Source organism: Kocuria sp. CH-021 (assembly GCF_049716185.1).
Lineage (GTDB): Bacteria > Actinomycetota > Actinomycetes > Actinomycetales > Micrococcaceae > Kocuria > Kocuria cellulosilytica.
In genome coordinates this window covers 17779-29938 of the sequence record NZ_JBNAFK010000016.1, presented here as the reverse complement: position 1 = coordinate 29938, position 12160 = coordinate 17779, and the positions used below count along the sequence as shown (strand labels likewise).

The window sequence follows — 12160 nt, the reverse complement described above, 5'->3', positions numbered from 1 at the left end:
GCCTCAGCGTACGGCGGGCCCCGTGCGAGAAACAGGGCAGTGACCTGCGGTGACGCGACTGTGACGGCGGATGCGCGCCGTCCGGCGGGGGAACGGGAGGGGCAGTGCAGAAGGCTCCGGACCCAAGGGGTCCGGAGCCTTCCGTCCGTCGGAGCCTCCTGTCGGAATCGAACCGACGACCTTTTCATTACGAGTGAAACGCTCTACCGACTGAGCTAAGGAGGCGTGCACGCAGCCGTCCGGGACGGCCTCAGTGCAGGTGAAACTGTAGCAGAGAGCGGCGGGGCGTCCCCAATCGGGGCGGCCGGGCACCGTGCGGGCGTTCCCCGGGAGTTCACCGGCTCTTCGGCCGGCCCGCCTTACCGGCCCGGGGGAGCGGGGCGCAGCATGGACGGACACGACGACGGGGCGGGCCGCTGCGGTCCGCCCGGAACAGGAGCACCCCCGTGCGCACCCCGGACAGCGGCATCGCGCCGGACCTCGAGCTGGCCTTCCTCGACATGTCCGGGACGGTGTTCCACGACAACGGGATCATGGAGCGGGCCTTCGAGCGCACCGTGACGGGCCTCGGCGTCGACCCCGGCTCCGAGCGGTTCGGGCAGATGCTCCAGCACGTCCGGGGCACGCTGGGCCAGTCGAAGGCCGGGGTGCTCGAGCAGCTGTTCGCCACCGAGCCCGAGCGCGCCCGGCAGGCGGTCCGGGATTTCGGGCGCCATCTCGACGAGCTGCTGGCCACCGAGGGGGTCGTTCCCGTGGCGGGCGCGGAGGAGGCCGTCACGGCGCTGCGCGAGGAGGGCCTGCGGGTGTGCCTGGCCACCGGCTACGACCGGCACAGCCTCAACACGCTCCTGGAGCAGCTCGGCTGGACCGGTCTCGCCGACCTCAGCCTGTGTCCCTCGGACGCGGGGCGCGGACGGCCCTGGCCGGACATGGTGCTCACCGCGGTGCTGGCGCTGGACCTCGGCGACGTCCGCCGGGTCATGGTCGTGGGGGACACCGCCGCGGACGTTCAGGCCGGGCTGCGGGCCGGGTCCGCCGCGGTGGTCGGCGTCCGCACGGGCGCGCACGACGCCGCGTCCCTGCGCGCGGCCGGGGCCCACGTGGTGGTCGACTCGGTCCGGGACCTGCCCGGTCTCGTCCGGGCGCCGGTGCCCGGACGGCGCTGACGCCCACCGCGCCACGGGGTGACGGCGGGGCACGACGGCGGGGCGGCGGCCCGGACCGTGCGCCAGTGTGACGCGCTCCGTCGGGCGGGGGCGACGACGCCCCTCGGATGTTGGCATGCTGGACGACGGACGCCCGGCCGTCCGGACCCGCATCGAGCACCCCGCAGAGGACACCATGGAAAGCGCACACCTGTCCCCCCACCGTGTCCGGCACCGGTCGTGGCGGCCCGCCCAGCGGCTGGCGCTCCTGGGCGCGCTGGTCTCCTTCGGGCTGCTCGGGCTGCTCAGCCTGCTGGCCGGCGTCGAGACCGTGGTGCGGGCCGGGCAGGGGTCGGCCGATCTGTGGCTGGAGGCCGCGGCGGTGACCGCGCCCAGCATGGTGGACCTGGGCCCGGGCCTCTCCTCGCAGGGCTACGACCACGTGCACGTGGGCGTGACGGGGGTGAGCCCGTCGAGCATGGTGCCCTACGCGCTGACCCTGGCGCTCGGCTCCACGGTGTTCGCCGGGATCTGCGCCTTCCTGGCGTACGTGTGCGGCCGCATCTACCTCGGCAGGCCGTTCGGGCGGGTCCTGACCGCGGGACTGACGGCCTGCTCGGCGGCGCTCGTGGGACTCGCCCTGCTCGGCCCGCTCCTGTTCGCCACGGCCCAGGCGCGGATCTTCGCCGACCTCGGCGTCGACCTCGGCCGGGCCCCCTTCGTCAACGACTACGCCTTCGGCGACACCGACGCGGTCGTGCTGGTCGCCGGCGTGCTCCTCGGGCTGACGGCGCTGGCCTTCCGCGCGGGCGGGGGGCTCCAGCCGGAGGAGCAGGACCCGGCCTGACGGAGGGCGTCCGGGTCCTGGCCGGCCGCCCACCGGGCGGCCGGGCGGTCCGGCCTCAGGAACAGGTCGTCCCCGGCTCGGGGAGCTCGCCCTCGAGCAGGTAGGCGTCCACGGCGTCCTGCACGCAGCGGTTGCCGGCCGAGTAGGCGGTGTGGCCGTAGCTGTCGTAGGTCAGCAGCCGGGCGCTGTCGAGCTGCTCCACGAGGGCCTCGGACCAGTGGTAGGGCGTCGCGGGGTCGTTCGTGGTGCCCACCACGAGGACGGGATCAGCGCCCTCGGCGTCGATCGGCTCCTCGAGGCCCGCCGGCTCGGCGGGCCAGCCCTGGCACGCGGCGTCGCCGTAGCCGAGGTACGGGCCGAAGGTCGGCGCGACCTGCTCGAGCTCCTCCTGGTGCCGGGCCATCTGCTCCGCCGTGACCGTCCCCTCGGGCCGGTCGAGGCAGTTGACGGCCGTGAACGCCATCGTGGTGTTGTTCGTGTACCGGCCCTCGGCGTTGCGCCCGTGCGTGGCGTCCGACTGGGCGAGCAGCGCGGAGAAGTCGCCCTCGAAGGCGTCCCCCAGGGACTCGTTGAGCGCCTCGTAGGTGCTGGTCGAGTAGAGGGGGCCCAGGATGCCCTCGACCACGTTGGTGGCGGTGACCCGGCGGCCGTCCGCGGCGGTCACGGTCCCGTCCTCCACGGAGGCGATGAGCTCCTGGACGCGGGTCATCGCCTCGTCCACGGAGACGCCGGCCAGCACGCAGTCCGGGTTCTCGAACTGGCACTGCTGCACCCAGTGGCGCAGGTTCGCCTCGAAGCCCTCGGCCTGGTCCGTGGTGGCCTCCATGTCGCTGAGGGTCGGGTCCACGCCGCCGTCGAGCACGAGCCGGCCGACCCGCTCGGGGAACAGCTCGGCGTACACCGCGCCGAGGTGCGTGCCGTAGGAGAAGCCCAGGTAGGTCATCCGCTCGTCGCCGAGGACGGCCCGGAGCACGTCCATGTCCCGGGCGGCGCTCACGGTGTCCATCTCGGCCACGAGCTCGCCGGAGTCCTGCACGCACGCGGCGCCGAGCTGCTCGTACTCCTCCCGGATCTGCGCGGCCGGCTGCTCCTGCGGGTCGAACATCGGCTCGGCGCGCCACGCGTCCAGCTCCGCGTCGTCGAGGCACTCGATCCCCTCGGAGCGGCTCACCCCGCGCGGGTCGAAGCCCACGACGTCGTAGGCCTCGCGCACGTCGCCGGTGACCGTGTACTGCGCGTAGAGCATCGCGTCCACCCCGGAGGCGCCGGGGCCGCCGGGGTTCAGGAGCAGGCTGCCGCGGGCGTCCCCGCGGGCGGGCAGGCGGGACATCACCACGGTGGTCGTCGGCCCGGCCGGGTCGGCGTAGTCGAGGGGCACCTCGACGTCGGCGCACCGGAGGTCGTCCTGCGCGCCGTTCGTCTCCACCTCGAACTCGCAGTCCTCCCAGACGACGGTCTGCGTGTAGAAGCGCTCCAGCTCCTCGGGACTGCCCTCGACGACGGCGCCGGTGGCGCCCCCCGAGGTCGGCTCGCCCGTGGCGCCGGCGCCGAGGGAGGAGCACCCGCTCAGGAGCAGGCCGGCCGCGCCCAGCACGGCCGTGGCGGGCAGGAGGGCGCGGCGCGAAGGGGCGGCACGGCGGATCATGGGGCTCCTCAGGGGGGGGTGCGGGAGGGGGGATTTCAGAGCAGGGAGACGGCCATGGCCTCGAAGGCCAGCTGCGCGCTGACGTTGGTGCGGATCCGGTCCCGGGTCCGGCTGATCACGTCGATGCGGTGCAGCGTCCGCTCGGGGGTCGCGTTGGACGCGTGGTCCTGCAGCTGCTGGGCCAGGTGCTCGTTGACCAGGGCGGAGCCCGTGCGCAGCTGGAGGGTCAGGACGTCGCGGTAGAAGGTCGTGAGGTCGATGAGGAAGCGGTCGAGGGTGTCCGTCTGGATCCGCCGGGACCGGCGCTTCTGGTCGGCCTCGAGCCGGTTGAGGGCGCCGCGGATGGCCGGCGGCACCCGCCCGGACTCCGGCGCCCCCAGGGCCACGAGCAGCTGCTTGCGCTCCGCCTCGTTGCGGGACTCGGCGTCCGCCTGGGACTCCTCCACGGCGATCTTGTGCAGCCGGTCCGCGGCCCGCACGGCGTCCGGCACCCCGGAGAGCTTCAGCGGCATGGAGACGACCTCCTGCCGCCGGGTGCGGGCGTCATCGTAGAGGGCGAGCCGCTTGGCGATCCCCACGTGGGACTGGGCGAGCCGGGCGCTCTCCTCCGCGCGCCGGCGCGGCACCCCGTGCCGGCGGATCAGCAGCTCGGCCACGTCCTCCACGGCGGGCACCTTCAGCGTGGCCGGACGGCACCGCGAGCGGATCGTCACGAGCACGTCCATCGGGCTCGGCGCGCACAGCAGCCAGATGGTGTTCGGCGGGGGCTCCTCGATGGCCTTGAGCATCACGTTGGAGGTGCGCTCCGCCATGCGGTCGGCGTCCTCGACCACCATGACCCGCCAGCGGCCCACCGAGGGCCGGTCCTGGGCACGGACCACGAGCTCGCGGGCCTCCTCGATGGTGATCTGCGGGTTCTCCGTGACGAAGTGGGTGAGGTCCGCGTGCGAGCTGGCCAGGACGGTGCGGCACGCGTGGCACTGCCCGCACCCGCGCTCGGCGGGGTCCTCCTGCTCGCACAGCAGGGCCGCGGCGAACGCGAGGGCGGCGTTGGAGCGGCCCGAGCCGGGCGGACCCGTGAACAGCCAGGCGTGGGTGGGCCGGTCCTCCTGCGCGGCGCGCCGCAGCTGCGCCACCACGGCGTCCTGGCCCAGCAGCTGGTCCCACACGCTCACGCGCCCACCTCCGCGGTCCGGGCGGAACGGGCGAGCCCGGCCAGGCGGGCGCGCACGGCGGCCGTGATCTCCCCGGCCGGCCGGGTGGCGTCGAGCACCAGGTAGCGCTCCGGCGCCCGTCCGGCGAGCTCGAGGAACGCCTGCCGGTTCGCGTCGTGGAAGGCGTCGGGCTCGGTCTCCAGGCGGTCCCCCGGGGCGCCGTCACGGGCCTCCCGGCGGGCGCGCCCGGTCCCGGCCGGGACGTCGAGCAGCACGGTGAGGTCCGGGACGAGCCCTGCGGTGGCCCACGCGTTGAGCTCCGCGACGCGGTCGACCCCGAGGCCGCGGCCGGCGCCCTGGTAGGCGGCGGACGAGTCGGCGAACCGGTCGCAGACCACGGTCCGTCCGGCGGCGAGCGCGGGGCGGATGAGCTGGGCGACGTGGGCGGCGCGGGCCGCGGCGAACAGCAGGGCCTCGGCGCGGGCGTCGACGGGCCCGTGCGCGGGGTCCAGCACGAGCTCGCGCAGCCTCTCGCCCAGCGGGGTGCCCCCGGGCTCCCGGGTGCGCACGATCTCGTGCCCCTCGGCGCGCAGGGCCTCCACGAGCCGGCCGGCCTGGGTGGACTTCCCGGCGCCGTCCCCGCCCTCGAACACGACGAAGAGCCCGCGCCCGGACGGGGCGGGGGAGGATTCCGCGGCGGCGGCGGGCAGCGGGACGGGAGCCGGTCGGGTGGTCACGGTCCCAGCCTATCCACCCGGGAGGACAGCGCCCTCCGGTCCCGTGCGGGCTGGGGACGCCGCGGGCCGATAGCCTGGGCCCATGACTGCGCGCCCCGAGATCCCGCCCGCCCACGGCCCCGCCGACCTCCGCCCGGACACCGTGCTGGTCGCCGGCGGGCGGCCCGCACCGGAGCACGACGCGCCGGTCGGCCCGTCCATCGTCCTGACCTCCACCTACCGGGGCTCCGGCGAGCTCGACGAGCGGAACCGCACCTACGGGCGCTTCAGCAATCCCACGTGGGAGGACGTCGAGGACGTGCTGGCACGGCTCGAGCAGGCGCAGCTCCCCGGCCTGCTCTACGCCTCGGGCCTGGCCGCCGTCGCGTCGGTGCTCTCGCTCGTCCCGGCGGGCGGGTGCCTGGTGCTGCCCCGGCACAGCTACCAGGGCTCCCTGGCCCTGGCCGCGGACCTCGAGTCCCGGGGGATGCTCACCGTCCGGACCGTGGACGTCACGGACACCGAGGAGGTCGTGGCCGCCCTGGACGCCGCCGACCTGCTCTGGCTCGAGAGCCCCACCAATCCCATGCTGGAGGTCGCCGACCTCCCCGCGCTCCTCGCGGCGGCCCGCGAGCGCGGCGTGCTCACGTGCGTGGACAACACCTTCGCGACCCCCCTCCTGCAGCGCCCGCTCGAGCACGGCGCCGACGTCGTGGTGCACTCCGTGACCAAGTTCCTGGCGGGGCACTCCGACGTCGTCCTGGGGGCGGCCGTCACCTCCGACCCCGCCCTGCGGACCCGGCTGCAGGGGCACCGCTCGCTGCACGGCGCGATCCCGGGCCCGTTCGAGGCCTGGCTGGCGCTGCGGGGGATGCGCACCCTGGCGCTGCGGGTCGAGCGCTCCGCGGCCAGCGCCGCGGAGCTCGCCCGCCGCCTCCAGCGGCACCCGGCGGTGCTCGAGGTCCGCTACCCGGGCCTGCCCGGGGACCCCGGCCACGAGCGCGCCGCCGCGCAGATGGACGGCTTCGGCGCGATCGTGGCGATCGTCCCCGCGGGGGACGTCGCCGCCGTCGAGGCGGCCGTGGACACGCTGCGCGTGTGGACCCCCGCGACCTCCCTCGGCGGGGTGGAGTCGCTGGTCGAGCGGCGGCGCCGGCACCACGAGGAGCCGCACAGCGTCCCGGAGACGCTGCTGCGCCTGTCGGTGGGCATCGAGAACGTCGAGGACCTCTGGGAGGACCTCGACCGCGCCCTGTCCGCGATCGACCGGTAGGCTGGGCGGCGTGGACATTCCCTGGGTCTTCCTACTCGTGCGTCTCATCGACATCTCGCTCGCGCTGGTCGTCGCCGGCCTGGCCGTGTGGGCCTTCGTGGACTGCCTGACCAAGGCACCGGTGCAGTTCCAGCGCGCCTTCAAGCGCACCAAGGGCTTCTGGCTCGCGCTCACGGGGGGCTCGCTGGCGTTCACCGTCTTCACGCTGCTGCTCCTGCGGCCCAGTCTGTTCGTGCTGCTCATCGCGGGCACGGCCGTGGGCGTCTACCTCGCCGACGTCCGCCCCGCCGTGGGCCTGGAGTCCAAGGGCCCCAACAACTGGTGACCGCCCGCCCCCGGGCGCGCGGCTGATCCCCGCGACACGGGGCGCCGGTGACGCCCGCTTGTCCCGCGCCGCCGCGCGGGTGGAAGAATGGCGCCATGGCTACCGAATCAGCACCGCACAAGCTCGTCCTGCTCCGGCACGGACAGTCCGACTGGAACGAGAAGAACCTGTTCACCGGGTGGGTGGACGTGGACCTGACCGAGAAGGGGCGGGAGGAAGCCGTCCGCGGCGGTGAGCTGCTCGTCGAGAAGGGGATCGCCCCGGACGTCCTGCACACCTCGCTGCTGCGCCGGGCGATCACCACCGCCCACCTCGCGCTGGACCGGGCGGACCGGCACTGGATCCCCGTGAAGCGGTCCTGGCGGCTCAACGAGCGCCACTACGGTGCGCTCCAGGGCAAGGACAAGACCCAGGTCCGCGAGGAGTACGGCGACGAGCAGTTCATGACCTGGCGCCGCTCCTTCGACGTCCCGCCGCCCGAGCTCGAGGACTCCGACCGGTACTCCCAGGCCGGCGACCCCCGGTACGCCGACGTCGAGAACGCGCCCCGCACCGAGTGCCTCAAGGACGTCCTCGACCGCTTCATGCCCTACTGGGAGCAGGAGATCGTCCCCGACCTGCGGGCCGGGCACACCGTGATCGTCGCCGCGCACGGCAACTCCCTGCGCGCGCTCGTGAAGCACCTCGACGGCATCTCCGACGACGACATCGCGGCCCTGAACATCCCCACGGGCATCCCGCTCTACTACGAGCTCGACGAGGACCTCCGCCCGCTCGTGGCCGGCGGCGAGTACCTCGACCCCGAGGCCGCCGCGAGCTCCATCCAGGCGGTCGCCAACCAGGGCAAGAAGTAGTCCCGGCCGGCCCCTCTGCTCGTGCCCGGACGCGGCTCAGCGCGCGCCGGGACGGGCGCTCACTCGCCCCCGTCGCGGCCCACGTGGCCGTGGCCGGTCGGGCGGTCGGAGGTCGCCGGCACCCAGTCGCCGGTCACCAGGTAGGAGACCTTGCGGGTCACCGAGACCCCGTGGTCCCCGATGCGCTCGAGGTAGCGGGAGCACAGGGTGACGTCCACGGCGGTGGGCACGGAGCAGTCCCAGCTCGGCGCGGCGAGGGCGTCGAAGACGGACTGGTGCAGCTTGTTGACCTCGCCCTTGAGCGAGAAGATCTCGTCGGCCAGGGAGAGGTCGCGCGTCTGGAGCACCTGGATGACCCGGTCCACGATCTGCAGGTCGAGGTCGAACATCCGGGTGAACGTCTCCACGAGCGGCTCGGGGATGACCGGCTCGGGGTAGCGCAGGCGCACGGCCTGGGCCAGGTGCCGGGCGAGGTCGCCGGCGCGCTCCAGCGAGGCGCTCATCCGCAGCGCGCCCACGATCATCCGCAGGTCCGAGGCGACCGGGCTCTGCAGCGCGAGGATGTCGATCGAGCGCTCGTCGAGGTCGTTCTGCAGGAAGTCGATCCGGGCGTCGTTGGAGATGACCTCCTCGGCGAGCTGGATGTCCGCGTCGAGGAGCGCGTCCTTGGCGCGGGCGAGGGCCTCGCGCACCAGGGTCGCGATCTGGATGAGCTCCTCACCGACCTGGTGGAGTTCTGCCTGGAAAACCTTGCGCACGGATGCGTCCTTTCGAGATGCGGCGGCGTCCCGCGCGGCCGCGGCCGGGGTGCGGCGCGGAGCGGGACGGATGACGTGGGGGCCGGGTGCGAGCACACCCGCCGCCACCGTCACAGCCAGGAGTGAACTTTCGCTCATCTTAGGATGAACGTTCGTTGAACCTGTAGCTCGTGACGCCCCGTGCGGGGCCGCCGCGCCCCCGAGTGCCTAAGCTGGATCCGTGAGTCCAACAGCCATCGCCGTCGCCGCGGGTCTGCTCGGCTTCGCCCTCGGGGTGAGCGGTCTGATCGCTCTGCGGGTGAGCGGGCGCGGCCGCCGCGCCCGCGCCGACGTCCAGGAGCCCACGCTGCCCGACGGCACCGCGGACGTGCTCGCGGTCATCGGCCGGGCCTACGTGGTCGTGGACGGGGTCGACGGCGTGGTGCGCGCCTCCCCGGCCGCCTACGCCTTCGGCCTGGTCCGCGGGCACACCGTGGTGCACGAGCAGATGCTCGAGATGATCCGGCGGGCCCGGCGCAGCGGCGTGATCGAGGAGCGGCGGGTCGAGCTGACCCGCGGGCCGTTCCAGACGGGCGCGGCGGTGCTCGACGTCCGCGTGGCCCCCATCGCGGAGGAGTACATCCTGCTGCTCGCCGACGACCAGACGGAGATCGTCCGGGCGCAGTCGATCCGCAACGACTTCGTCGCCAACGTCTCGCACGAGCTGAAGACCCCCGTGGGCGCCATCGGGCTGCTCGCCGAGGCGATCGAGGACGCGGCCGAGGACGAGGAGGCCGTGCGCCGCTTCGCCCAGCGCCTGCACAAGGAGTCCGCCCGCCTGACCGCCCTGGTCCAGGACATCATCGAGCTCTCCCGCCTGCAGGGCGCGGACGTGGTCACCGAAGGCCGGCCCGTGGACCTCAACCAGGTGATCGCCGACGCCGTGGACCGCAACCGGTTCCCGGCCGAGACCAAGGGCATCGAGATCGCGGTGGGCGGGCGCGTCACCCGGCCCGTCTTCGGCGACCCGGACCTGCTCGTCACGGCGCTGCGCAACCTCATCGACAACGCCGTGCACTACTCCCCGGAGGGCACCCGCGTGGGCGTCGGCGTCCGGGAGCGGGACGGGATGGCCCAGATCTCGGTGACCGACCAGGGCCCGGGCATCCCCGAGGACGAGCAGGACCGGATCTTCGAGCGCTTCTACCGGGTGGACGCGGCCCGCTCCCGCCGCACGGGCGGGACCGGGCTGGGCCTGAGCATCGTCAAGCACGTCATGTCGCAGCACGGCGGCGAGGCCACCCTCTGGTCGCAGCCGGGCCGCGGCTCCACGTTCACCCTGAGCATCCCCCAGATCGAGGGCGCCGACGACCCCGGGGAGGCCGCGCAGCCGGCTCCCGGGGCGTCCGCCCGCCCGGTGCCGGAGCCGGCACCACCCCGCCCAGTGGCATCGACCCCACGGCCCGCCGCCCCCGCGGCGCGCGCCGGGAGCACGGAGGACCGACAGTGACCCGCATCCTGATCGTCGAGGACGAGGAGTCCCTCAGCGACCCGCTCTCCTACCTGCTCGGGAAGGAGGGGTTCGAGGTGGAGGTCGTCGACAACGGCGTGGACGCCGTGGCGGAGTTCGACCGGTCCGGGGCCGACCTGATGCTGCTGGACCTCATGCTCCCGGGGCTCTCCGGCACCGAGGTGTGCCGGCAGGTGCGGCAGCGCTCGTCCGTGCCGATCATCATGCTCACGGCCAAGGACGCCGAGATCGACAAGGTGGTGGGGCTCGAGCTCGGGGCCGACGACTACGTCACCAAGCCGTACTCGTCCCGGGAGCTCGTCGCCCGGATCCGTGCGGTGCTGCGCCGGCAGGCGGAGCCCGAGGAGCTGGTCTCGGCGACCGTGCAGGTCGGGCCCGTGCGGATGGACATCGAGCGGCACGTGGTCAGCGTCCACGGCGAGCGGGTGGCCATGCCGCTCAAGGAGTTCGAGCTGCTGGAGATGCTGCTGCGCAACGCCGGGCGGGTGCTGACCCGCGGGCAGCTCATCGACCGGGTCTGGGGCTCGGACTACGTGGGGGACACCAAGACCCTCGACGTCCACGTCAAGCGCCTGCGCGCCAAGATCGAGCCCGACCCCTCCGCCCCGCGGCACATCGTGACGGTGCGGGGACTGGGCTACAAGTTCGAGGGCTGAGGCCGCCCGGCGCCGACGGACAGGGCCCGGAACCCCGCGGGGTTCCGGGCCCTGTCGTCCGAGCGCGCGTGCCGGCAGGAGGCGTCAGTGACCGCTCTCCTGGCCCACCATCTCGTCGACGGGCACGGGCGTGTTGGAGGGGTTGGCCGGGGTGGAGGGGGCGCCGCCGGGGACGAACTCCGCGTAGCGCTCGAAGGTGTGGTCGAGCACCGGGACCTGTTCGGTGAGGGACTCGCCGCCCACGGTGAACTCGGTCTCGACCATGAGCCCCGGTGCGGCACCGGCGCGGTCCACGACCACGGGGTCGGCCTCCTCCAGCGACACGGAGCCGTTGGCCGGGATCTGCACCTCGGCGCTGGCGCCGTCGACGTCCATCGACAGCGTGACCTCCTGGTCGCCGTCGTTGTCCAGGGTCCCCAGCACACGGCCCTCGGCGTCGGCGGCGGTGGCCACGATCAGCACGTTGGTCAGCTTGACCTCGCCCACCCGCTCCACGATGCCGTCCGCGGGGGAGTAGATCATGGTCGTGGCCGGAGGGTTGATGTATGCGCATCCGGCGGTGGACAGCAGGGCGGCCGCGGCGGCGGCACTCAGGCCTGCGCGCTGCAGCAACTTGGGGGCGGCGATCTTCACGGCGCGTACTCCTCGGGAGCTCAGGACGGTGTCCCGCCCAGCCTATCCGTTTGCCGACGGTTCGTCCGCATCGCCGGGCCCGGAGGGCCCCTGCCGGCCCGGATCGGCGAATCCTACACCGTGTTAGAATGGAAGTTCTGAAAGGGGTATTTCCATATGGTTTTTGAGGTTGGCGAGACGGTTGTCTACCCGCACCACGGCGCGGCGACCATCGAGGAGATCAAGACCCGCACCGTCAAGGGCGAAGAGAAGATGTATCTCAAGCTCAAGGTGACCCAGGGGGATCTGGTGATCGAGGTACCCGCGGAGAACGTCGACCTGGTGGGCGTGCGCGACGTCGTCGACGAGGACGGGCTCAAGAAGGTCATCTCGGTCCTGCAGGCGAAAGACACCGAGGAGGCCAGCAACTGGTCCCGGCGCTACAAGGCCAACCTCGAGAAGCTCGCCTCGGGCGACGTGCTCAAGGTCGCGGAGGTCGTGCGCGACCTCTGGCGCCGCGACCGGGACCGCGGGCTCTCGGCGGGGGAGAAGCGGATGCTGACGAAGGCCCGTCAGATCCTCACCTCCGAGCTCGCGCTCGCCAAGAAGATCGACGAGGAAGAGGCCGAGAAGCGCCTCGACGACATCCTGGCGTCCTGACCGGC

13 protein-coding genes and 1 tRNA gene are annotated in these 12160 nt (G+C 73.5%); 8 read left to right on the top strand and 6 right to left on the bottom strand.

Translation table 11 applies throughout. The annotated features are described in order from the left end of the window. Positions 1-152: 152 nt before the first annotated feature. Positions 153-225: transfer RNA gene (locus ACPYN7_RS12950), tRNA-Thr, on the bottom strand. 221 nt (positions 226-446) lie between these two features. Between ACPYN7_RS12950 and ACPYN7_RS12945 the strand changes: the two genes are divergently transcribed. Both ACPYN7_RS12945 and ACPYN7_RS12940 read left to right on the top strand, forming a co-directional pair. Then, complete coding sequence (locus ACPYN7_RS12945) at positions 447-1166, top strand: HAD-IA family hydrolase (protein WP_424347916.1); 720 nt, start codon at positions 447-449, stop codon at positions 1164-1166. 175 nt (positions 1167-1341) lie between these two features. Then, positions 1342-1992 carry a hypothetical protein gene (locus ACPYN7_RS12940; RefSeq protein ID WP_424347915.1) on the top strand — a complete coding sequence of 217 codons (651 nt, stop codon included), beginning with the start codon at positions 1342-1344 and terminating at the stop codon, positions 1990-1992. A gap of 55 nt (positions 1993-2047) precedes the next feature. On the opposite strand, the gene ACPYN7_RS12935 is transcribed toward ACPYN7_RS12940, so the two are convergent. From ACPYN7_RS12935 to tmk, 3 genes are read right to left on the bottom strand one after another with little or no spacing between them, the layout of a single operon-like run. Continuing rightward, entirely contained in the window at positions 2048-3637 is a 1590-nt protein-coding gene (locus tag ACPYN7_RS12935) for an alpha/beta fold hydrolase (protein WP_424347914.1), read from the bottom strand. A gap of 35 nt (positions 3638-3672) precedes the next feature. Beyond that, positions 3673-4812 (bottom strand): DNA polymerase III subunit delta', encoded by a 1140-nt coding sequence (locus ACPYN7_RS12930; RefSeq protein ID WP_058875333.1) that lies wholly within the window; start codon positions 4810-4812, stop codon positions 3673-3675. After that, complete coding sequence (gene tmk, locus ACPYN7_RS12925; protein WP_424347913.1) at positions 4809-5528, bottom strand: dTMP kinase; 720 nt, start codon at positions 5526-5528, stop codon at positions 4809-4811. The genes ACPYN7_RS12930 and tmk overlap by 4 nt, the downstream gene beginning before the upstream one ends. Before the next feature lie 82 nt (positions 5529-5610). Here tmk and ACPYN7_RS12920 point away from each other — a divergent pair, with 82 nt between their 5' ends. From ACPYN7_RS12920 to ACPYN7_RS12910, 3 genes are all read left to right on the top strand, one after another. After that, complete coding sequence (locus ACPYN7_RS12920; RefSeq protein WP_424347912.1) at positions 5611-6780, top strand: trans-sulfuration enzyme family protein; 1170 nt, start codon at positions 5611-5613, stop codon at positions 6778-6780. Positions 6781-6790: 10 nt separating this feature from the next. Continuing rightward, a complete protein-coding gene (locus ACPYN7_RS12915) occupies positions 6791-7105 on the top strand; it encodes a DUF2516 family protein (protein ID WP_058875335.1) in 315 nt (104 codons plus the stop codon). A 95-nt stretch (positions 7106-7200) separates the two neighbouring features. After that, complete coding sequence (locus ACPYN7_RS12910; RefSeq protein ID WP_368826015.1) at positions 7201-7959, top strand: phosphoglyceromutase; 759 nt, start codon at positions 7201-7203, stop codon at positions 7957-7959. A gap of 59 nt (positions 7960-8018) precedes the next feature. On the opposite strand, the gene phoU is transcribed toward ACPYN7_RS12910, so the two are convergent. Next, on the bottom strand, positions 8019-8717 hold the full coding sequence (gene phoU / locus ACPYN7_RS12905; protein ID WP_058875337.1) for a phosphate signaling complex protein PhoU: 699 nt from the start codon (positions 8715-8717) through the stop codon (positions 8019-8021). A 220-nt stretch (positions 8718-8937) separates the two neighbouring features. Between phoU and ACPYN7_RS12900 the strand changes: the two genes are divergently transcribed. After that, the gene (locus ACPYN7_RS12900) at positions 8938-10206 is read left to right on the top strand and encodes a sensor histidine kinase (protein WP_058875338.1); all 1269 of its coding nucleotides are present in this window, start codon (positions 8938-8940) and stop codon (positions 10204-10206) included. Then, complete coding sequence (locus ACPYN7_RS12895; protein WP_424347911.1) at positions 10203-10883, top strand: winged helix-turn-helix domain-containing protein; 681 nt, start codon at positions 10203-10205, stop codon at positions 10881-10883. The genes ACPYN7_RS12900 and ACPYN7_RS12895 overlap by 4 nt, the downstream gene beginning before the upstream one ends. Positions 10884-10967: 84 nt before the next feature. Here the strand turns inward: ACPYN7_RS12895 and ACPYN7_RS12890 are convergent, their stop codons facing one another. Then, complete coding sequence (locus ACPYN7_RS12890; RefSeq protein ID WP_058875340.1) at positions 10968-11516, bottom strand: hypothetical protein; 549 nt, start codon at positions 11514-11516, stop codon at positions 10968-10970. Positions 11517-11672: 156 nt separating this feature from the next. Between ACPYN7_RS12890 and ACPYN7_RS12885 the strand changes: the two genes are divergently transcribed. Beyond that, entirely contained in the window at positions 11673-12155 is a 483-nt protein-coding gene (locus tag ACPYN7_RS12885) for a CarD family transcriptional regulator (RefSeq protein WP_017831963.1), read from the top strand. Positions 12156-12160: the final 5 nt, after the last annotated feature.